Source organism: Streptomyces sp. NBC_00019 (assembly GCF_045041015.1).
Lineage (GTDB): Bacteria > Actinomycetota > Actinomycetes > Streptomycetales > Streptomycetaceae > Streptomyces.
The window spans coordinates 8777033-8797341 of record NZ_CP108302.1 but is presented as its reverse complement, the minus strand read 5'-3'; the positions used below and the strand labels follow the sequence as shown (position 1 = coordinate 8797341).

At 71.2% G+C, this 20309-nt stretch carries 18 protein-coding genes and 1 pseudogene; 8 read left to right on the top strand and 11 right to left on the bottom strand.

Annotated features, from left to right (window positions below; all coding sequences use genetic code 11):
• Positions 1–41: 41 nt before the first annotated feature.
• The 5 genes from OHU89_RS40670 to OHU89_RS40650 all read right to left on the bottom strand — a co-directional run bounded on the left by OHU89_RS40670 (position 42) and on the right by OHU89_RS40650 (position 6306).
• A complete protein-coding gene (locus OHU89_RS40670) occupies positions 42–2219 on the bottom strand; it encodes a 3-hydroxyacyl-CoA dehydrogenase NAD-binding domain-containing protein (RefSeq protein WP_405650116.1) in 2178 nt (725 codons plus the stop codon).
• Positions 2220–2254: 35 nt separating this feature from the next.
• Complete coding sequence (locus OHU89_RS40665; protein ID WP_266885596.1) at positions 2255–3469, bottom strand: acetyl-CoA C-acetyltransferase; 1215 nt, start codon at positions 3467–3469, stop codon at positions 2255–2257.
• Between the two features lie 45 nt (positions 3470–3514).
• On the bottom strand, positions 3515–4657 hold the full coding sequence (locus tag OHU89_RS40660; protein WP_405650114.1) for an acyl-CoA dehydrogenase family protein: 1143 nt from the start codon (positions 4655–4657) through the stop codon (positions 3515–3517).
• Entirely contained in the window at positions 4654–5820 is a 1167-nt protein-coding gene (locus tag OHU89_RS40655; protein WP_405650113.1) for a CaiB/BaiF CoA transferase family protein, read from the bottom strand. Before OHU89_RS40655 ends, OHU89_RS40660 begins: the two co-directional genes overlap by 4 nt.
• A 105-nt stretch (positions 5821–5925) precedes the next feature.
• Positions 5926–6306 (bottom strand): MmcQ/YjbR family DNA-binding protein, encoded by a 381-nt coding sequence (locus tag OHU89_RS40650; protein WP_405650111.1) that lies wholly within the window; start codon positions 6304–6306, stop codon positions 5926–5928.
• A 91-nt stretch (positions 6307–6397) separates the two neighbouring features.
• Here OHU89_RS40650 and OHU89_RS40645 point away from each other — a divergent pair, with 91 nt between their 5' ends.
• Positions 6398–7576 carry a saccharopine dehydrogenase family protein gene (locus tag OHU89_RS40645; RefSeq protein ID WP_405650110.1) on the top strand — a complete coding sequence of 393 codons (1179 nt, stop codon included), beginning with the start codon at positions 6398–6400 and terminating at the stop codon, positions 7574–7576.
• 19 nt (positions 7577–7595) lie between these two features.
• On the opposite strand, the gene mmpA is transcribed toward OHU89_RS40645, so the two are convergent.
• Positions 7596–7742, bottom strand: coding sequence for a morphogenic membrane protein MmpA (gene mmpA, locus OHU89_RS40640; RefSeq protein ID WP_368082973.1), 147 nt, complete (start codon positions 7740–7742; stop codon positions 7596–7598).
• Positions 7743–8266: 524 nt separating this feature from the next.
• Positions 8267–8950: pseudogene (locus OHU89_RS40635) on the bottom strand (endonuclease V); the annotation flags it as partial.
• Positions 8951–8986: 36 nt separating this feature from the next.
• Between OHU89_RS40635 and OHU89_RS40630 the strand changes: the two are divergent.
• Positions 8987–9283, top strand: a complete 297-nt coding sequence (locus OHU89_RS40630) for a YciI family protein (RefSeq protein ID WP_266885611.1) — start codon at positions 8987–8989, stop codon at positions 9281–9283.
• A gap of 4 nt (positions 9284–9287) precedes the next feature.
• Here OHU89_RS40630 and OHU89_RS40625 read toward each other — a convergent pair whose 3' ends face one another.
• Together OHU89_RS40625 and OHU89_RS40620 are read right to left on the bottom strand one after the other, a co-directional pair.
• Positions 9288–9611 (bottom strand): plasmid stabilization protein, encoded by a 324-nt coding sequence (locus OHU89_RS40625; RefSeq protein ID WP_267014333.1) that lies wholly within the window; start codon positions 9609–9611, stop codon positions 9288–9290.
• 48 nt (positions 9612–9659) lie between these two features.
• Complete coding sequence (locus tag OHU89_RS40620) at positions 9660–10760, bottom strand: WD40/YVTN/BNR-like repeat-containing protein (RefSeq protein ID WP_405650109.1); 1101 nt, start codon at positions 10758–10760, stop codon at positions 9660–9662.
• A 246-nt stretch (positions 10761–11006) separates the two neighbouring features.
• Here OHU89_RS40620 and OHU89_RS40615 point away from each other — a divergent pair, with 246 nt between their 5' ends.
• A complete protein-coding gene (locus OHU89_RS40615) occupies positions 11007–11420 on the top strand; it encodes an SsgA family sporulation/cell division regulator (RefSeq protein WP_046256307.1) in 414 nt (137 codons plus the stop codon).
• 22 nt (positions 11421–11442) lie between these two features.
• On the opposite strand, the gene OHU89_RS40610 is transcribed toward OHU89_RS40615, so the two are convergent.
• Both OHU89_RS40610 and OHU89_RS40605 read right to left on the bottom strand, forming a co-directional pair.
• Positions 11443–12279, bottom strand: a complete 837-nt coding sequence (locus OHU89_RS40610; protein WP_405650108.1) for an isocitrate lyase/phosphoenolpyruvate mutase family protein — start codon at positions 12277–12279, stop codon at positions 11443–11445.
• Between the two features lie 222 nt (positions 12280–12501).
• Positions 12502–13152, bottom strand: coding sequence for a GPP34 family phosphoprotein (locus OHU89_RS40605; protein ID WP_405650107.1), 651 nt, complete (start codon positions 13150–13152; stop codon positions 12502–12504).
• 295 nt (positions 13153–13447) lie between these two features.
• Here OHU89_RS40605 and OHU89_RS40600 point away from each other — a divergent pair, with 295 nt between their 5' ends.
• From OHU89_RS40600 to OHU89_RS40580, 5 genes are all read left to right on the top strand, one after another.
• A complete protein-coding gene (locus tag OHU89_RS40600; protein WP_405650106.1) occupies positions 13448–15070 on the top strand; it encodes an ABC-F family ATP-binding cassette domain-containing protein in 1623 nt (540 codons plus the stop codon).
• Positions 15071–15080: 10 nt separating this feature from the next.
• Positions 15081–17324, top strand: coding sequence for an ATP-binding cassette domain-containing protein (locus tag OHU89_RS40595; RefSeq protein ID WP_405650104.1), 2244 nt, complete (start codon positions 15081–15083; stop codon positions 17322–17324).
• A 96-nt stretch (positions 17325–17420) separates the two neighbouring features.
• Positions 17421–18197, top strand: a complete 777-nt coding sequence (gene ddaH / locus OHU89_RS40590) for a dimethylargininase (protein ID WP_405650102.1) — start codon at positions 17421–17423, stop codon at positions 18195–18197.
• 215 nt (positions 18198–18412) lie between these two features.
• Positions 18413–19387: an acyl-ACP desaturase gene (locus tag OHU89_RS40585; protein WP_266885630.1), complete on the top strand. Its 975-nt coding sequence runs from the start codon at positions 18413–18415 to the stop codon at positions 19385–19387.
• Between the two features lie 81 nt (positions 19388–19468).
• Positions 19469–20308, top strand: coding sequence for a hypothetical protein (locus tag OHU89_RS40580; RefSeq protein WP_405650101.1), 840 nt, complete (start codon positions 19469–19471; stop codon positions 20306–20308).
• Position 20309 lies beyond the last annotated feature (1 nt).

Below are 20309 nucleotides of genomic sequence, written 5' to 3'. Positions count from 1 at the left end.
ACGGGGTGTGCGGGGGCGGTGTCCCGCCCCCGCACACCCCGTCACGCGTCGCCGAACCGCTCCCCCTTCTCCGCCTTCTCCACCAGCAGCGCCGGCGGTGTGAAGCGGTCCCCGTAGCGCTCGGCGAGCTCACGCGCGCGTGCCACGAAGCCCGGGAGGCCGCCCTCGTAGCCGTTGATGTACTGGAGGACGCCACCGGTCCAGCCCGGGAAGCCGATGCCGAAGATGGAGCCGATGTTGGCGTCGGCGACGGAGGTCAGGACGCCCTCCTCCAGGAGCTTCACCGTGTCGAGGGCCTCGGAGAAGAGCATGCGTTCCTGCATGTCCGCAAAGGGGATCTCGGAGCCGGGCTTCGTGAAGTGCTCGCGCAGACCCGGCCACAGGCCCGTGCGCCTGCCGTCCTCGCCGTACTCGTAGAAGCCGGCGCCACCGCTGCGGCCCGTGCGGCCGAACTCGTCGACCATGCGGTCGATGACGGCCTCGGCGGGATGCGTGGGCCACACCCCGCCCGCCTCCTCGACGGCCCGCTTGGACTCGTTGCGGATCTTGCGCGGGAGCGTCAGCGTGAGTTCGTCCATCAGGGACAGCACCTTCGCCGGGTAGCCCGCCTGTGCCGCCGCCTGCTCGACGGACGCCGGCTCGATGCCCTCGCCGACCATCGCGACGCCCTCGTTGATGAAGTGGCCGATGACGCGGGAGGTGAAGAAGCCGCGCGAGTCGTTCACGACGATCGGCGTCTTCTTGATCTGCCGCACCAGGTCGAAGGCGCGGGCCAGGGCCTCCTCCCCCGTCCGCTCGCCCTTGATGATCTCGACGAGCGGCATCTTGTCGACCGGCGAGAAGAAGTGCAGCCCGATGAAGTCGCTCTGGCGCTCCACGCCCTCGGCGAGCACGGTGATGGGGAGGGTGGAGGTGTTGGAGCACAGCAGCGCGTCGGGCTCGACGACGTGCTGGATCTCCTGGAACACCTTGTGCTTGAGCTCGGGGTTCTCGAAGACGGCCTCGATCACCGCGTCACAGCCGGCGACGTCGGCGGGGTCGGACGTCGCTGTGATGCGGGCCAGCAGCGCGTCCGCCTTCTCCTGTGTCGTACGGCCCCGGGAGACCGCCTTCGCGCAGAGCTTCTCGGAGTAGGCCTTGCCCTTGGCGGCCGCTTCCGCCGAAACGTCCTTCAGGACCACGTCGATGCCCGCGCGGGCGCACGAGTAGGCGATGCCCGCGCCCATCATCCCGGCGCCCAGGACGGCGACCTTGCGGACCGTGCGCGGCTCGATGCCCTTGGGGCGGTTGGCACCGGAGTTGACGGCCTGGAGGTCGAAGAAGAACGCCTGGATCATGTTCTTCGAGATCTGACCGGCCGCCAGCTCCACGAAGTACCGCGCCTCGATGACCTGTGCGGTCTCGAAGTCGACCTGGGAGCCCTCGACGGCCGCGGCGAGGATGTTGCGCGGGGCCGGGTAGGGGGCGCCGCCCGTCTGCTTGCGCAGGTTGGCCGGGAAGGCGGGGAGGTTGGCCGCGAACTTGGGGTTGGCGGGGGTGCCGCCGGGGATGCGGTAGCCGGGCTTGTCCCAGGGCTGCTGCGACTCGGGGTTGGCCTCGATGAAGGCGCGGGCCTTGGCGAGCAGTTCCTCCTGGGTGGCGGCCACTTCGTGGATCAGGCCGTTCTGGAGGGCGCGCTGCGGGGTGTACTGGGTGCCCTGGAGCAGCACCTTCAGCAGGGCGTCGGCGATGCCGAGGAGGCGGACCGTGCGGGCGACGCCGCCTCCGCCCGGGAGCAGGCCGAGGGTGACCTCGGGACAGCCGATCTTCGAGCCCGGCGCGTCGAGGGCGATGCGGTGGTGGCAGGCGAGGGCGATCTCGTAACCGCCGCCGAGGGCCGCGCCGTTCATCGCGGCGACGACCGGCTTGCCGAGGGTCTCGATGCGGCGCAGGTCGCGCTTGATCGCGAGGCCGCCGTCGAAGAGCTCCTGCGCGGTCTCCGGGGTGACCCGGATGAGGTCGCGCAGGTCGCCGCCGGCGAAGAAGGTCTTCTTGGCGGAGGTGAAGATGATGCCGCGGACGGAGTCCTTCTCGGCCTCCAGGCGGTCGGTGACGACGGCGAGGGAGTCGCGGAACGCCTGGTTCATGGTGTTCGCGGACTGAGAGGGGTCGTCGAGGACGAGGGTGACGACGCCGGACCGGTCCTGTTCCCAGCGGATGGTGGTGGACTCAGTGCTCATGTGGAGGTGCTCCGTGTGATCCGTCGGGAGGGGGGTCAGATGCGCTCGACGATGGTGGCGATACCCATGCCGCCGCCCACACAGAGCGTGGCGAGGCCGTACCGCTTGTCCTGGCGCTCCAGTTCGTCGACGAGCGAGCCGAGGATCATCGCGCCGGTCGCGCCGAGGGGGTGGCCCAGCGCGATGGCGCCGCCGTTGACGTTGACCTTGTCCAGGGACAGGCCCATGTCCTTCACGAAGCGCAGGACGACCGCCGCGAAGGCCTCGTTGATCTCGACGAGGTCGATGTCGTCGATGGTCAGCCCGGCCTTGGCGAGCGCCTTGCGGGCGGCCGGGGCGGGGCCGGTGAGCATGATGGTCGGCTCGGAGCCGGAGACGGACGCGGAGACGATCCGCGCGCGCGGGGTGAGGCCGTAGCGCTCGCCGACCTCCTTGGAGCCGATCGCGACGAGCGAGGCGCCATCGACGATGCCGGAGGAGTTGCCCGCGTGGTGGACGTGGTCGATCTTCTCGACCCAGTGGTACTTCTGGAGCGCGACGGCGTCGAAGCCGCCCAGGTCGCCGATGTCCGCGAAGGACGGCTTGAGCTTGGCGAGGGAGTCGGCGGTGGTGCCGGGGCGCATGTACTCGTCGTGGTCCAGCACCACCAGGCCGCTGCGGTCCTTCACCGGCACGACGGAACGGTCGAAGCGGCCCTCCTTCCAGGCCGTCGCCGCCCGCTCCTGCGACAGCGCCGCGTACTCGTCGACGTCCCGCCGCGAGAAGCCCTCGATGGTGGCGATGAGGTCGGCGCCGATGCCCTGCGGCACGAAGTTCACGGACAGGTTGGTCATCGGGTCGTTGAACCAGGCGCCGCCGTCCGAGGCCATCGGCACCCGGGACATGGACTCCACGCCGCCCGCGAGAACCAGGTCCTCCCAGCCGGAACGGACCTTGGCTGCGGCCATGTTGACGGCCTCCAGACCCGACGCACAGAAGCGGTTCTCCTGTACGCCCGCGACCGTGTCCGGCAGTCCGGCGGCCACGGCGGCGATCCGGGCGATGTCGGAGCCCTGGTCGCCGACGGGGCCGACCACGCCGAGCACGATGTCGTCGATGGCGGCCGGGTCCAGGCCCGGGAAACGGTCGCGGATCTCGTGGATGAGTCCGACGACCAGGTCGATGGGCTTGGTGCCGTGCAGGGCGCCGTTCGCCTTGCCGCGACCGCGCGGGGTGCGGATCGCGTCGTACACGTACGCTTCGGTGCTCACTGGGAGGCCTTTCGGGGGTGAGGGTCAGCCGTGCGGAAGAGCTTTTCAGCCGAGCAGGGAACGCCCGATGATCTCCTTCATGATCTCGGTCGTCCCGCCGTAGATGGTCTGGATGCGGCCGTCGGTGAAGGCCCGGGCGACGGGATATTCGCTCATGTAGCCGTAGCCGCCGTGCAGTTGCAGACAGCGGTCGGCGACCCGCTTCTGCAGCTCGGTCGACCACCACTTGGCCATGGAGGCGTGGACGGCGTCGAGTTGCCCGTTCGAGTGATCCTCGATGCAGCGGTCGAGGAACGTGCGGGTGACGGCGCACTCGGTGGCCATCTCCGCTATCTCGAAACGGATGTGCTGCTTGGTCGCCAGCGGACGGCCGAAGGCCTCGCGCTCCTTGACGTACTCCGTGGTGATCTCCAGCAGGTGCTCCGCGGCGGCGATCGCGGAGACGGCGATGCTCAGACGCTCCTGCGCGAGGTTCGTCATCAGGTGGACGAACGCGCCGTGGAGCTCGCCCAGGAGGTTCTCCTTGGGCACGCGCACGTCGTGGAAGAACAGCTCGGCCGTGTCCTGTGCCTTCTGGCCGATCTTGTCGAGGTTGCGGCCGCGCTCGAAGCCCGCCATGCCGCGCTCGACGACGAGCAGCGACAGACCGTGCGCGCCGCCTTCGGGGGTCGTCTTCGCGACCACGATCACCAGGTCGGCGAGGATGCCGTTGGAGATGAAGGTCTTGGAGCCGTTCAGGACCCAGTGGTCGCCACGGTCCTCGGCGTGGGTGCGGATGCCCTGGAGGTCGGAGCCGGCGCCGGGTTCGGTCATGGCGATGGCGGTGATCAGGGTGCCGTCGCAGAAGCCGGGCAGCCAGCGCCGCCGCTGCTCCTCGGTGGCCAGGCCGGTCAGATACGGGCCGATGATGTCGTTGTGCAGACCGAGAGCGAGCCCGGGTGCGCCCGCGCGCGTGAACTCCTCGGCGAGGACGGCGCTGTAGCGGAAGTCGGCACTGCCTCCGCCCCCGAACTCCTCGTCCACGGCGAGCCCGAGCAGACCCTGCTTGCCGGCCGCGCGCCAGGCCTCGCGCGAGACGATGCCGTCCTTCTCCCACTGCGCGTAGTACGGCTGCACCTCCCTGGCCAGGAAGGCCCGCACGGTCTCGCGGAACGCGTCGTGCTCGGGGGCGAAGATCTGCCGCTTCATTCAGGGCCCTTCGTCTCGGGGCCGTCCGGATCGGGGCCCTTCAGGAGATCGGGTACGTCCCAGTCGCGCGCCACGTCCCCGGTGTCGGCGCCGGGTCGGGCGGGGCCGGTGCGTACGGCGGTCGGGGTCGCGGAGAAGCGCGGGGCGGGCGCGGGCTGGGTGAGGCCGCCGTGGTCGGTGAAGGTGCCGCGCGCGGCGAGGTGCGGATGGTGCGGGGCCTCGCGCAGCGACAGGACGGGGGCGACGCACGCGTCCGTGCCGTCGAAGGCGGCCGTCCATTCGTCCCGCGTGCGGGATTTGAAGCGGGCGGCGACGGCCTCGCGCAGCTCGCCCCAGCGGGTCCAGTCCTTGCGTGCCCCGGCGTGCTCCTCCAGGTCGAGCAGGCGTACGAACTCGGCGTAGAACTGCGGCTCCAGCGGTCCGACCGCCATGTATTTCCCGTCGGCGGTCTCATAGGTGCCGTAGTACGGGCAGCCGCCGTCCAGGAGGTTGGCGCCGCGCCGGTCCTGCCAGCCGCCGGCGGCGAGCATGCCGTGGATCATCGCCGAGAGGTGGGCGGTGCCGTCGACGATGGCGGCGTCGACGACCTGGCCGGCGCCGGTGGCGCGCGCGTGGTGGAGGGCGGCGAGGACGCCTACGACGAGGTAGAGGGAGCCGCCCGCGTAGTCGCCGAGGAGGTTGGCGGGGGCCGGCGGGGGCGCGTCGGGGCTGCCGATCATGCCGAGGGTGCCGGTGAGGGCGATGTACGCGATGTCGTGGCCGGCACGCTGGGCGAGGGGGCCCTCCTGCCCCCAGCCGGTCATCCGGCCGTAGACGAGCCCCGGGTTGCGGGCGTGGCAGGCCTCGGGGCCGATACCGAGGCGCTCGGCGACACCGGGGCGGTAGCCCTCGATCAGGACGTCGACGCGTTCGGCGAGGTCGAGGACGCGGGCGGCGCCGTCCGGGGCCTTGAGGTCGATGATCACCGAGCGTTTGTTGCGGTTGGTGACGTCGAACTCGGGGTCGATGGCGAGCCCGGGTCCGCCCGGCCGGTCCACGCGGACCACGTCGGCGCCCAGGTCGGCGAGGAGCATGGCGGCGAACGGGCCCGGCCCGATACCCGCCAGCTCGAGTACGCGCACGCCGGTCAGCGGGCCCTGCCCCGGCGTCGTTGCCGTTGTCATCCAGCCCCCATTGGCGTGACACAACCGATGTAACACCAGTGATGCTAAGAACCTGTTCCACCGGACACAAGACCTGAACGAGCAAGCGCTTAGACAATCAGCCTCTCACTGCTCGTCCAGCTCCGCTATCAGCCGCTTCGGCGCGATCACGCGATAGCTCTCCTCCACCCAGTCGCACAGCAGCTCCGCGGCCGGGGCGCCCTTCTCCTCCAGCGGGACGCGCACCCACCTCGCCTTGCCCAGGCCGTACCCGGCGGGTTCGGCGCCGGGGCAGGTCAGGGCATGCGCATGCGCCTCGTCGTCCTTGAGCTTGACCGTGACACCGAGCGGATAGCCGCCGTCGCCGACGCCGAGGAAGACGAACACCTTCTTGTTGACCTTGGCGACCGACTCACCCCAGGGGAACTCCTCGACGGCGCCCGGCATCCCGAGCGCGAAGTCGCGTACCTTTTCCCATTTCTTCAGGGCATTCTTGGGCGCGGCCACCGCACACCTCCGGCCTCGTCGTCGGGCTCCGCACCCCTCACGCTAGCCTCGGCCACCGACAACGGCGCGTGGTGCGGAACCGAGGGGTGTCATGAGCAGGCTGAACAGGTCAAAGCGTCCTTACGACATCGTGCTCTTCGGAGCCACCGGGTTCGTGGGGACGCTCACCGCGCAGTACCTCGCCGCACACGCGCCCGAGGGACTGCGCTGGGCGATCGCCGGTCGCAGCGAGGAGAAGCTCCAGGCGCTGCGGGAGCGGCTGCCGGGCGGCGCGGAGGTCGGGGTGCTGCGGGCGGACGTGGCCGATCCGGCCTCGCTGCGGGCGCTCGCCGAGCACGCGCGCGTGGTGGCCACGACGGTGGGCCCCTATGTGACCTACGGCGAGGAGCTGGTCGCGGCCTGCGCGGAGACCGGGGCGGACTATCTCGACCTCACCGGTGAGCCGGAGTTCGTGGACCGGATGTACGTCCGGCACGACGCACGCGCGCGTGAGACCGGTGCACGGCTGGTGCACGCATGTGGCTTCGACTCGGTGCCGCACGACCTGGGGGTGTACTTCACGGTGCGGCAGCTGCCGGAGGGGGTGCCGCTCAGGGTGGACGGGTTCGTGACGGCGGACGCGACCTTCTCGGGCGGTACGTTCGCCTCGGCGCTGGGCCAGTTCGCGCGCGGACGGCAGATGATCGCCGCCGCGCGGGACCGTGGTCGGCACGAGCCGCGGCTGGTGGGGCGGCGGGCGTCGACCCCGAGCGGTGCCCCGCGGTACGTCGGTGCGGTCGACTCGTGGGCGCTGCCGCTGCCGACGATCGACCCGCAGATCGTGGGGCGGTCGGCCCGCGCGCTGGAACGTTACGGCCCCGACTTCCGCTACCGCCACTACGCGGCCGTCCGCCGACTGCCGATCGCGGTGGGTGGAGTCGCGGCCGTGGGCGCGCTCTTCGCGGCGGCCCAACTGCCGCCCGCCCGACGCTGGTTGTCCGACCGGCTCAAGCCCGGGGACGGGCCGAGCGCCGAGAAGCGCGCCAAGAGCTGGTTCAGGATCCGCTTCGTCGGCGAGGGCGGCGGCCGCCAGGTGTTCACCGAAGTGGCGGGCGGCGACCCGGGCTACGACGAGACGGCGAAGATCTTCGCCGAGGCGGCCCTGGCCCTGGCCTTCGACGACCTCCCGCCCACCTCCGGTCAGGTCACCACGGCGGTGGCGATGGGCGACGCGCTGACCGAACGGCTGCAGCGCGCGGGGATCGTCTTCCGGGTGGCCAAAAGCCGCTGACAGCGCCGGTGACAGCGCCCTACAGCGGCCAGGTCGCCACGGTGTAGATCATCCCGCAGATCCACGCGAGCCCCGCGAGCACGGCCAGGATGAGCGCGGCCATCACGGCCCGCTCGACGGGGCGGTTCGGGTCGGCGAGCGGCTTCGGAGAGCGGTGCCGGGGCATGCGGTGCGTCGTCATGGGCCACAGCCTGCCGATCGATGCGGGGCGCTCACATCCGTACGGATACTCAGATCGGGTACTCAGTCGGCCGGTCCGAGCGCCGCCTCGATCCGCTCGCGTGCCGCGGGATCCTGCGCTGCCTCGGCGATACGGCGGGCGAGCGGGCCGATCTGCCAGCCCACGTGGTAGTCGTAGTACGGCGGCGGCCCGGCCGCGTTGTAGGCGATCTTGGCGACGATCTCGGCGATGCGGAACAGCAACTCCTGCTCCGCCGACAGCCGTTCCTCGCCGGTGGACAGGCGCCCGCGGACCACGCCGAACACCTCGCTCCCCCGGTGCCACCGCTCACGGTCCCCCGCCAGTTCCAGCGCGGCGTCGATCTCCGGCGTCCGGCCCGGCCCCTGCGCCGCCGCCTCCAGGACGCGGCCCGCCCAGGTCACCGGGTCGGCCTGCCGCTCGTACAGCGTGCGCCCCCAGCTCCGTTCGGGGTCGGCCGCCGCCCGTGCGGCCTGCGGGTTCCTGACCTGCGTCGCCTCCTTCAGCGCCCTCCGGCACAGTGAATCCGCTCGGCGGGTCGTCTCCGGGAGGCGGTACTGCGGTGTCAACGCCAGTGTGTGGGCGCAGGCGTTGTCGAGGCTCACTCGGTGGCCGACCGAGACGAAGACCGGCTTGACGCTCTCGCGGGTGCGGAGCGCGCGGCCGACTTCCTCGGTGCCCGCGAGGAGCGGGGAGGCGCTGCCGCGTGGGGTGTCCGGGTCGTCGTAGGCGAAGGTGAAGGGGTTCTTGGCGACGCCGATGGTGGGGAGGCCGGTGAGGACGCCGAGGTGGCTGGCGAGGCCGAAGCGGCGGGGGTGGGCGAGGCCGTAGCCGTCGCAGACGACGAGGCCGGGCGGGCACGGCAGGGCGTCCAACGCGGCCATGACCGTGGGGATCTCACGGAAGGCGAGCAGGCCGGGGACGTACGGGAAGGAGATCCGGCCGACCGCGGTGGCCTCGGCGACCACTTCGAGGGTCGCGGCGTCGAGCACGACCGCCGCGGCCGCCACGACGTCCCGCTCGTCGTCGTACGCCACGTCCACTCCGGTCACGTGCCCCGTGCCGGGCGGCGGGCCCGGCTCGTCGAGCACCACCTTCGTCCGCAACTCGTCCTGGACGGCGCGGGCCTGCTCCTCGGTCGCGGGCCAGCCCGCGGGAATGCTTACGGTCCTCATGGTGGGACGAGCGTACGTCGGCGTAGGCTCGCGATCATGTTCGTACTGGAGCTGACCTACACCGCCCCGCTCGACCAGGTCGACGCCGTGCTGGAGGCACATGTGGCATGGCTCGACGCACAGTACGAGCGGGGTGTCTTCCTCGCCTCCGGGCCCAAGAACCCCCGCGAGGGAGGGGTGATCCTCGCCGTGGCGGAGGATCGCGCGCGGATCGAGGAGATCGCGGCGACCGACCCGTTCGTCACGGCCGGCGTCTGCGCCTACCGCATCACCGAGTTCACGGCGACGAAGACCGCACCGGAGCTGGAGCGGTACCGCGAGTCGCCCTCCTGAAGCGTCACTTGCCGAGGGCCCGCTGCAACTGGCTCTTGTTCATGTCCGAACGCCCGCTGACGTTGCGGCGCTTGGCCTCCTCGTAGAGCTGGTCGTAGGTCGGGCCCTGGGAGCCCTTCCCGGACCGCTGGCCGCCCCTCTTCCCAGACGACATGTCCTGGGTCGAGGTGCGGCTCGCGGTCTTCGACTCCCCGGAGCGGGCGCGTTCCTTGTTGACCGTCCGCGCGGCGATCTCCTCCGCGCGCTTCTTGCTCTCACCCCGGTCCTGGGCGCTCTCCTTGATGTGTTCGTACTGGCGTTCCCTCTTCGGGCTCGAACCACGTGGCATGTGGGCTCACTCCTTCCGCGCTCGGCGACCGGGTACCCACATCCCGGTTCAGCTCTCCAGCCGGGCCACCCGCCCCTTCTCGCCGGCCGCCCAGCAGCCGAGGTCGGGGGCGCAGTCCACGGTGTCGTACGAGCCCGTGTCGACCGTGCGCCAGGTGCGGCCGCCGTCCGTCGTCAGGTCGGTGCCGGTGGGGCCGACCGCGAGGGCGGCGGTGCGGCTGTACGGGAGCCAGGCGACGCCCGAGCGGTAGGCGGGCGGCGGTGTCGCCGAGGGCTGCCAGGTGCGACCACCGTCCCGGGTCACTGCGCCGGCCTGCGGGGACGTCTGGTCGGGGCGGTAGTCGCCGCCGACCGCGAGGCCGTGGGTACGGTCGCGGAAGGCGAGCGCGAAGACGCCCTTGGCGGGGTCGCCGGCGGGGATCGGCGTGTCGGTGGCCGTCCAGGTCAGGCCGCGGTCGGAGGAGTGCAGCACGCGTGCGCGTGCCGCTCCGCCGGTGGCCAGCCAGACGTCCTTCGGGCCGGAGCCGACCAGGCACTGACCACTGGCCGCGAACCCGGCCTCGCCCTCCAGCGCGGCGGGCATGCCGTCGTTCGGCAGCACCTTCCAGGAACGGCCGCCGTCGCTCGTCGACAGGATGCGGAACTTCCCGTCCACCGGGTCGCTCATCGCCAGGCCGTGCTTGCGGTCGAGGAAGGTGAGGCAGTCGTAGAAGGCGCGGGCGTCGGTGTTGCGGAAGGACTCGGTCCAGGTCGCCCCGCCGTCGTCGGTCCGGTACACCCGGGACGCCTCGCCCTCGCCGATGGCCAGCACGACGGCCCGGCGTGCGTCGAACGCCTCGATGTCCCGGAACTGGAGCTCGCCGGCGCCGGGCGGAGAGACGTTCCGCCAGGTCGCGCCGGCGTCCGTGGTGCGCAGGACGGTCCCCTGGGTGCCGGAGACCCAGGCGGTGGTCCGGCTGACGGCCGACAGTCCGCGGAAGCGCACCTCCGGGGTCCCGCTGTCCTTGAGTTCCCAGTACGGCGCCCGGTGCTGCGGCTGTGCCTGTGCGGGTACGGCCGTCAGCGCGGCCAGCGCCGCCGCGCACGCCACCCCCGCGGCGAGCCGTCTGCCGGTACGTCCCCTGTGTCGCGTGCGTCGCGTGCTCCCCATGCGCCTCATGGCGGGCGAAGCTAGTCCACGCGCCCGTGGCCGTCCAGACCGCCGCCGGACGGGGCAGGGGTCGCCGCAAGTGCCCATCGCGGCACGGAAGGTGGTCTGCGCCACTTGTGTGCATGAAAAACGGTGACCGAGGTCACTCGACTTTCGTGTACACGGATTGGCCGATTCCGTCGTCTCTACCAGTACCCGGCCCCATCCGTCCGGAAGTCAGTCCAGCCGTCACTAGGGAGCAACGCGTTGTCAACTGTCATCGAGCAGCCCGTTGAGGCCCGTCTCGTCGCCGCCGCGCCGCGGATGCCGAGCATTCCCGCCACGCTGCACTACGACCGGCGCGATCCGTTCGCCGTCCGCATGACCTTCCCTGCTCCGGCCACGCTGGAGGGCGTGGAGGTCTGCTGGACCTTCTCCCGCGAGCTCCTCACGGCGGGTCTGGAGACCGCCGAGGGGCATGGCGACGTGCGGGTGCGGCCGTACGGGTACGACCGCACCGTTCTGGAGTTCCACGCGCCCGAGGGCACGGCGGTCGTGCATGTGCGTTCGGGGGAGGTACGGCGGTTCCTGCAGGCTACGGCCGAGTTGGTGCCGGTGGGGCTGGAGCATCTTCAGCTCGACCTGGACGAGCAGCTGGCGGAGTTGATGCGGGACGCGTAACGCTCTGCGGGGGGCGGCGCGTTCAGCGCACGGTTCCCAGCAGCCCGTTGAGCCTGCCGTAGTCGAGGCCTCCCTCCAGCGACTCGTACGTTCCCGCCCCCAGCAGCTCCCGTGCGGCGCGGTCGACCAGTGCGAGTGCGGCCTGCGCGATGCCCGAACCGGCGCTCACGCGCGCGACGCCGAGTGCGGCCAGTTCCGCGACCGGCGGGGCGCCCGGGCCGACCATGACGTTCAGCGGGCCGTCGATGCCGTCGACGAGCAGCTTGACGGTTCCCGGGTCGACGGCCCCGGGGACGAAGATCCCGTCGGCGCCCGCGGCCCGGAAGGCGGCGGCCCGTTCCAGGGTGCGGTCCACGTCCCCGGCGCCCCGCAGGAACGTGTCGATGCGGGCGTTGACGAACAGCGGCACACCCTCGGCATCGGCGGCCTCCCGGGCGGCGGCGATCCGCTCGGCCTGTTCGGCGACCGCCCGCAGCGGCCCGGCGCCTTCCCCGTACAGCGCGTCCTCGATGTTCACGCCGACCGCTCCCGCCGCGAGCACCGCGCGGACGGTGGTGGCGACGCCCTCCGGATCCTCGGCGTAGCCGCTCTCGACGTCCGCGCTGACGGGCACGCCGACGGCGGCCACCATGTCCGCGACGACACCGAGCACCCGCTCCCGCTTCACCCGGTCGCCGTCCGCCGCGCCCAGGGCCCAGGCGAGCCCCGCACTGGTGGTCGCCACGGCGGCGGCACCGGCGTCCTCGACGACACGGGCGCTCGCGGTGTCCCAGGCGTTGGGCAGGACGAGCGGCCGCCCCTGCACGTGCAGGGCGTGGAAGGCGAGGGCGCGGTCACGGAGCGAGGTCTGGTTCGTCATGACGTCCAGCCAAGCAGCGGGAGCCGGGGCGGGTCCGGCAGGAATCCGACATGGACGTTCCGACGCCTCGATACCGTCCACTGCGTGCAAGGGCGTGGGCACTGACCGACCCCGGGGGCGCGGGGAACCGCGCGACCAGTCCTCACCGGCCCGCAGCGCCCCACCGGCCCCGGCAAGACCTCACACCGCTTCCGGTCCCCCGAGCCCCGTCCCCTCGCGCCCTCAGACCCCCGTCGGCGCGGCGGTCGCCGTCAGCGCCGTACCCAGCTCGTCCATGATCTTCCGCAATCCCGGCGCGGCCGTCCCGCTGCGCTCCCACAGGTCCGCCAGCCGCTCCTTGTGCTGTCCGCGCTCCTTGCGGGCGACCAGGGCGCTCACCCCGGCCGCGGCCGCCAGCACGACGACGGCCGCGTCCCGGTCGGAGACGTCCGCGGGCCGCACGGGCCCTTCGAGGACCTGCCGTGCCTCCTCGCGCAGCGCGTCCACGGCGGCGACGCGTTCCAGGGCGTACTCGACGGTCGGGAAGAGGCCGAGGGCCCGGCGCTTGTCCGCCCGCAGATACCCCTCCGCGGCGAGCTGTTCCCGTACGGCCTCCGCCGTCACGCGCGCGTGCAGCGGCACCCAGCTGCGCCACCGGTGCGGCCGGGACTCGCGTACGAGCTCCAGGAGCCCGTCGAGGACGGCGTCGCCGGTGCCGGAGTCCATGTCGACCGGGGTGGCGATGCCGTCGTCGTCGACGAGCAGACCGCGCTGGGCCAGCTCGGTGAGGGCGCCGGCCCGCACCAGGTGGGTGGTGCCGGCGAGCTCGTTCCTCGTGGTGTCCCAAGCCAGCAGATAGAGCCGGGCCGGCAGCGACAGCGAGCCGTTGGGCACGGGGCCTCCTCAAGGTGCGATCGGGTCTCACGTTAATTCGTTGACAGCCTTCACGCCCTCTCCTACGGTGTATGACGGTCCTGTTGCCGTCGATTGGAGAAGGACGTTGCTCGTCTGAGGTCCTGAGACACCGCGTCACACACCACATGTGTGTGTGCGCTGCGTGCGACCTCGGCGTTCGAGCCGTCCTCCGGTGCAGGGCTCTTCTCATGCCCGCGGAGTCTGCCTCCCCCTTGGTCACAGGTGTCTCGATACGCGTTTGCCCCCTGCCGCATCGAGCAACCGCGAGGCCCGTATGTCTACTTCCATCACTTGCACGTCCCTCTCCTTCACCTGGCCCGACGGCACCCCCGTCTTCGAGGACCTGGACATCGCCTTCGGTCCGGGCCGGACCGGGCTGGTCGGCGTCAACGGGTCGGGCAAGTCCACCCTGTTGAAGCTGATCGCCGGTGAACTCGCCCCGGCCGACGGCGCCGTGCGCGTCGCGGGCGAGGTGGGCTACCTCCCGCAGAGCGTCACGCTCGACACCGGCCTGAAGGTCGACGAGGCGCTCGGTATCGCCGGCCGGCGCGCCGCGCTGCACGCCATCGAGGCGGGCGACGTGGCGGAGGAGCACTTCGAGACCGTCGGCGACGACTGGGACGTGGAGGAGCGCGCCCTGGCCACGCTCGGTGAACTCGGCCTCGGCGACATCGGGTTGGACCGCACGATCGGCGAGGTCTCCGGCGGCGAGTCGGTGCTCCTGCGGCTGGCAGCGCTGCTGCTGCGCCGCCCGGACGTACTGCTCCTGGACGAGCCGACGAACAACCTGGATCTGTACGCCCGCCGGCGGCTCTACGAGGCCGTCGCGTCCTGGCCCGGCGTCATGGTCGTGGTCAGCCACGACCGTGAACTCCTGGACCTGGTGGACCAGATCGCCGATCTGCGCTCCGGCGAGGTCACCTGGTACGGCGGCACCTTCTCCGCCTACGAGGAGGCCCTCGCCGTCGAACAGGAGGCTGCGGAGCGGATGATGCGGGTCGCCGAGGCGGATCTGAAGAAGCAGAAGCGCGAACTGTCGGATGCCCAGATGAAGTTGGCCCGCCGCAAGCGGTACGGGCAGAAGATGTGGGACCAGAAGCGTGAGCCGAAGATCGTCATGGGGGCACGCAAGCGCGCGGCGCAGGAGTCCGCGGGCAAGCACCGCATCATGCACGAGGAGCGGCTCGCCGAGGCCAGGGAACGGCTGGACGAGGCGGTGGAGGCCGTACGGGACGACGACGAGATCCGCGTCGAGCTGCCGTACACAGCCGTACCGCCGGGCCGGAACGTCCTGACCCTCATGGATCTGGAGCTGGCCTACGGGGCCCAGGTACGAGGCGGCTTCGACCTGCGCGGGCCCGAACGGATCGCGCTGATCGGGCGCAACGGCGCGGGCAAGACGACGCTGTTGCGGACCGTCGCCGGGGAGCTGGAGCCGGTGGCGGGCGAGGCGACGGCACATGTGCCGCTGCGTTTCCTGCCCCAGCGTCTGGACGTTCTCGACGACGAGCTCAGCGTCGCCGAGAACGTGGCCCGGTTCGCGCCGGGCGCCACCAACAACCGGGTGCGGGCCCGTCTCGCCCGCTTCCTGTTCCGGGGCGCCCGAGCCGACCAGCAGGCGGCGACCCTGTCCGGCGGCGAACGCTTCCGGGCGGCGCTGGCCGCGCTGATGCTGGCCGAGCCGGCGCCGCAGCTGCTGATGCTGGACGAGCCGACGAACAACCTCGACATGGCGAGCGTGCGGCAGCTGACGACCGCGCTGGAGTCGTACGAGGGGGCGCTGATCGTGGCCAGCCACGATCTGCCGTTCCTGGAGTCGATCGGCATCACCCGCTGGCTGCTGCTGGACGGAGAACTGCGGGAAATCACGCCAGAGGCTGTCGGGTATCCCGCCTAGCGTCGGGTGCATGCCCGATTTCATCACCCTTACCGGAGCGACCGAGAACAACCTCAAGGACGTCACCCTCCGCATCCCGAAAGGCCGGCTGACCGTGTTCACCGGCGTTTCGGGATCGGGGAAGTCGTCGATCGTCTTCGACACGATCGCGGTCGAGTCGCAGCGCCAGCTGAACGAGACGTTCACCTGGTTCATCCGCAACCGGCTGCCCAAGTACGAGCGGCCGCACGCGGAAGCGCTGGAGGACCTCTCGCCCGCGATCGTCGTCGACCAGCGGCCGATCGGGGGCCACTCCCGGTCCACCGTCGGCACCATGACGGACGTCCACCCGGTGATCCGGGTGCTGTTCTCCCGGGAGGGCACCCCGAGCGCCGGGCCGGCGACCGCGTACTCGTTCAACGACCCGTCGGGCATGTGCCCCGAGTGCGACGGCCTGGGAAGGACGGTACGTCCGGACTGGGACCGCATCCTGGACCCCGAGCTGTCCCTCGCGGACGGCGCGGTCCGCTTCCCGCCGTTCGCCGCGGGGACCTGGCAGGGACAGGCGTACACGAACACCACCGAGCTGGACCCGCACCGGCCGGTGGCCCGGTTCACCGACACCGAGCGGGAGTTCCTGATGCGCGGCCGTCCGGGCAGCAAGGTCACCGTGAACGGCACGGGCGGCACCTGGACCACCGACTACGAGGGCCTGGCGGACCGTTTCGAACGGCTCTATCTGAAGCGGGACCTGTCGGCGATGAGCCAGAAGACCCGTGATCTCGTACAGGAGTTCCTGGCGGAGGGCACCTGCCCGGTCTGCGAGGGCGCCCGCCTCAACGCGGCGGCGCTCGCCACCCGGATCGGCGGCCTGGGCATCGCCGACTGCACCCGTATGCAGATCAGCGACCTGATCAGCGCACTGCGGGGCATCGGCGGGCCGATCGCCTCGGCCGCCGTCACCGCGCTGGAACGGATCGCCTCGATCGGTCTCGGCTATCTCAGCCTCGACCGCGAGACATCCACGCTCTCCGGCGGGGAGGGCCAACGCCTCAAGACCGTGCGCCACTTGGGCTCCAGCCTGACCGGGATGACGTACATCTTCGACGAACCCAGCGTCGGCCTGCACCCGCGCGACGTCGGCCGCCTCGGCGACCTGCTGCTGCGGCTGCGCGACAAGGGCAACACCGTGCTGGTCGTGGAGCACGACCGGGACGTCATCGCGCTCGCCGACCACGTCGTCGACATGGGCCCGAGGGCCGGGGCGGACGGCGGACGGGTCGTGTTCGAGGGGACACCGGCCGAGTTGGCCGAGTCGGGCACGCTGACCGGACGGTGTCTGGGACGTCGTACGGCGGTCAAGGAGGACGTACGACGGGCCTCGGGCGGCCTGTGGGTGAAGGGCGCCGACCGGCACAACCTGAGGGAGGTGACCGTGGAGTTCCCGGCCGGGGTGCTGACCGTGGTGACGGGGGTCGCGGGGTCCGGGAAGAGCACGCTGGTACGGGAGTTCACGGCCGCGCACTCCGACACCGTGGTCGTCGACCAGTCCGCGATCGGGATCTCCGCGCGCTCCACCCCGGCGACCTATCTGGGGATCATGGACACGGTTCGGAAGATCTTCGCGCGCGAGACCGGCACCGAGCCCGGCCTGTTCAGCTTCAACTCCACCGGCGCGTGCGGGACGTGCGAGGGGCGCGGGCTCATCTGTACCGACCTCGCCTTCATGGACCCGGTGACGACGACCTGCCAGGACTGCGAGGGGCGGCGGTTCAAGGACGAGGTGCTGCGGCTGACGGTCGACGGCAACTCCATCGCCGACGTACTGGAGATGACCGCCGAGCAGTCGCTGGAGTTCTTCGAGGACCCGGGCGTACGACGGCGGTTGCGCGCCCTGCGTGACGTCGGCCTCACCTATCTCGCGCTGGGGCAGCCTCTGTCCACCCTCTCCGGCGGGGAGCGCCAGCGCATCAAGCTCGCGACGCGGCTGCATCGCAAGGGGGCCGTGTACGTGCTCGACGAGCCGACGACCGGCCTGCACATGTCGGACGTGGACGGGCTGCTCGCGCTGCTGGACCGGCTGGTCGACGCGGGCAACACGGTCGTGGTCGTCGAGCACCACCTGGACGTGGTGGCGCACGCCGACTGGATCGTCGACCTGGGGCCGGACGGGGGCCGGGACGGGGGCGAAGTGATCTTCGAGGGGACGCCCCGGAAGCTGCTCGCGGCGCCGGGCTCGGTTACCGCCGCGTATCTCAGGAGGGCCACAGCCTGACACCGGGGGTTTTGTGCGCGCGGGCCCGCCCTGCATGATGGCTGACCGGTGCCGCTTTTCCGGGGTGCCGTCCATGCCGCCGTTACGGAGTTCCTCGTGCCCAGCAAGAAGGCCCTCGTCCGCCGCCCCAGCCCGCGCCTCGCCGAAGGACTGGTGACGCACATCGAGCGCGAGAAGATCGACCTCGATCTCGCGGTCGAGCAGTGGGAGGCCTACGTCGAGACCCTGCGCGCGCACGGCTGGGACACGGTCGAGGTGGATCCGGCCGACGACTGCCCGGACTCCGTGTTCGTCGAGGACACGGTCGTCATGTACAAGAACGTCGCGCTCATCACCCGGCCCGGCGCCGAGTCCCGGCGCGCGGAGACCGCGGGCGTCGAGGAGGCGGTGGCCTCGCTCGGCTGCTCGGTGAACTGGGTGTGGGAGCCCGGCACGCTCGACGGCGGCGACGTCCTGAAGGTCGGCGACACGATCTACGTCGGGCGCGGCGGCCGGACCAACGCGGCCGGCGTGCAGCAGCTGCGGGCCGCCTTCGAGCCGCTCGGGGCGCGGGTCGTCGCGGTGCCGGTGAGCAAGGTGCTGCATCTGAAGTCGGCGGTCACGGCGCTGCCCGACGGGACGGTGATCGGGCACATCCCGAAGGTGGACCGGCCCTCGCTCTTCCCGCGCTTCCTGTCGGTGCCCGAGGAGGCCGGCGGCCACGTCGTGCTGCTCGGCGGCCACAAGCTGCTCATCTCGGCGAGCGCGCCGAAGACGACGGAGCTGCTCGGCGACCTCGGCCACGAGCCGGTCGTCGTCGACATCAGCGAGTTCGAGAAGCTCGAGGGATGTGTGACATGCCTCTCGGTCCGGATGCGGGAGCTGTACGCCTGACCCAGTGAACGGATCATCCGTTCGGCCCCGGACCTGCGGTCCTGGAGCCTTTGGGGCGGGCCCTGGAACATGTGCTGATCAGGGATCTTTACAGCGCTCTTAACCTACGGTCTCGTAACCTACGGATTCGTAGCCTACGCTTTCGTAAGTTCCGTAGGATCCGGCAACCGCTCGCCGGTTTGTTCAGCTTTGTCACACGTCCCCCTGGAGTCCCCGTGACGATCGCCACCCCTCACCTCGGCAGCCCTTCCGTCTGGACCGACGCCAAGCTGCTGTACGCCCTGGAGGAAGTGGTCGAGCAGGAACTCAACCGGCATCTCAAGGTCACCAAGGACTGGATGCCGCACGAGTACGTGCCATGGAGCGACGGCCGTAACTTCCCCGGCTTCTTCGAGGACGGCGAGGCCTGGGACAAGGAGCAGTCGAAGGTCACCGAGATCGGCCGCATCGCGCTCGTGGTGAACCTCCTGACCGAGGACAACCTCCCCAGCTACCACCACGAGATCGCCTCGCTGTTCGGCCGCGACGGCGCCTGGGGCACCTGGGTGCACCGCTGGACCGCCGAGGAGGGCCGCCACGGCATCGTGATGCGCGACTACCTCCTCGCCTCGCGCGCGGTGGACCCGGACAAGCTGGAAGCGTTCCGCATGTCCCACATGAGCGAGGGCTTCGAGTCGGACAACCGGCACTCGATGCTGCACTCGGTCGCCTACGTCGCCTTCCAGGAGCTGGCGACCCGCGTCTCGCACCGCAACACCGGCCACCAGTCGGGCGACCCGGTCTGTGACCGCATGCTGGCGCGCATCGCGACCGACGAGAACCTCCACATGGTCTTCTACCGCAACCTCCTGAAGGCCGCGTTCGAGCTGGCCCCCGACCTGACCATGCAGGCCGTGCGCGACGTCCTCGTCAACTTCCGCATGCCCGGCCACGGCATGCCCGGCTTCGAGCGGTTCGCGGCGCAGATGGCGATCGGCGAGGTGTACAACCTGCGCATCCACCACGACGACGTCATCCAGCCGGTGCTGCGGTTCCTGAAGGTCATGGACATCGACGGTCTCGGCCCCGAGGGACAGAAGGCGCAGGACGAGATCGGCCTGTACATGGGCGCTCTCGACTCGGAGGCCTCCAAGTTCGACGAGAAGCTCGCCGCGCGCAAGGCACGGATGGCGGCGCGCGCCGCCGGCTGACGTCGCCCAGGAGCACACGAACCGGCCCGCGCGGAGAAATTTTCCGCGCGGGCCGGCTTCTGCCTGCGGCATCATGCGGCCATGCGGCAGAACAGCAGGGTGGAACAGGCGGTCGGCTTTCTGCTCGGCCTGGTCGACGGGGAGACCGCCGAGCGGGTACGGGCACGGACCGGGCTGCCCTCGCCCGAGCGGCCCGAGGCCACCGCGGAGCGGTTGCGACGGGCATGGACGTGGGCGACGCACCTGCCGGCCTCGGTGGCGCTGTGGATTCTCGAGAACGACGATCCGGCGCTCAACGCTGTCGTGTGGAGGTACATCGGGACCGACTCCGGGCTGCGCAGGGCCGTCTCGCGCGGTGTGCCGTTCGGCCCCGGCCGCACCGGGACCATCCCGGTCGACCGCACGCTCCCGGGGGCGGAACACGAGATCCCCGAGAGCTACGTCCGCCATGGCCTCGTCGGCAGTCTGCGCGAGGTCGATTCCATGGCCGCGGGACGCGCCGCCGCCTCCATGGTGCTGACGCGCGCCGACTGGCAGACCGTCGGCGAGGCCGACGGCGAGCACCCACTGCCCGGTTACACGCGCTGGGCGCTCTCCGTACGCCCGGACTGCCCGCCGTCCGTGCGGGCGGGATTCGGCTCGCACGCCAAGTTCACCCATCGGCTCCGCCAGGCGGGCGTGTACGACGGTCCCGCCGAGTACGTGATGTCCGAGGGGCCGGCCGTCCGCGTCCTCGAGGTGCTCGCGATGGGGCACGTACTGTTCCCGGCCCGCGTCCAGGAGGCGGAGAACGCGCTCCGCCCGCTCGTCCGGGAGCACTTGGGCGACCGTGAGGAGGCGTGGGCGGTGCTGGCCCAGCTGATGGAGAGCTTCCACGGGAACGTGCCCGAACTCGTGGTGACCGCCGGCGCCATCGCTTAGG

Coding starts and splice junctions, on each gene's coding strand:
- OHU89_RS40670 (WP_405650116.1), bottom strand. CDS start 2,219: ATGAGCACTGAGTCCACCACCATCCGCTGGGAACAGGACCGGTCCGGC.
- OHU89_RS40660 (WP_405650114.1), bottom strand. CDS start 4,657: ATGAAGCGGCAGATCTTCGCCCCCGAGCACGACGCGTTCCGCGAGACC.
- OHU89_RS40655 (WP_405650113.1), bottom strand. CDS start 5,820: ATGACAACGGCAACGACGCCGGGGCAGGGCCCGCTGACCGGCGTGCGC.
- OHU89_RS40645 (WP_405650110.1), top strand. CDS start 6,398: ATGAGCAGGCTGAACAGGTCAAAGCGTCCTTACGACATCGTGCTCTTC.
- mmpA (WP_368082973.1), bottom strand. CDS start 7,742: ATGCCCCGGCACCGCTCTCCGAAGCCGCTCGCCGACCCGAACCGCCCC.
- OHU89_RS40630 (WP_266885611.1), top strand. CDS start 8,987: ATGTTCGTACTGGAGCTGACCTACACCGCCCCGCTCGACCAGGTCGAC.
- OHU89_RS40625 (WP_267014333.1), bottom strand. CDS start 9,611: ATGCCACGTGGTTCGAGCCCGAAGAGGGAACGCCAGTACGAACACATC.
- OHU89_RS40620 (WP_405650109.1), bottom strand. CDS start 10,760: ATGGGGAGCACGCGACGCACGCGACACAGGGGACGTACCGGCAGACGG.
- OHU89_RS40610 (WP_405650108.1), bottom strand. CDS start 12,279: ATGACGAACCAGACCTCGCTCCGTGACCGCGCCCTCGCCTTCCACGCC.
- OHU89_RS40600 (WP_405650106.1), top strand. CDS start 13,448: ATGTCTACTTCCATCACTTGCACGTCCCTCTCCTTCACCTGGCCCGAC.
- OHU89_RS40595 (WP_405650104.1), top strand. CDS start 15,081: ATGCCCGATTTCATCACCCTTACCGGAGCGACCGAGAACAACCTCAAG.
- OHU89_RS40580 (WP_405650101.1), top strand. CDS start 19,469: ATGCGGCAGAACAGCAGGGTGGAACAGGCGGTCGGCTTTCTGCTCGGC.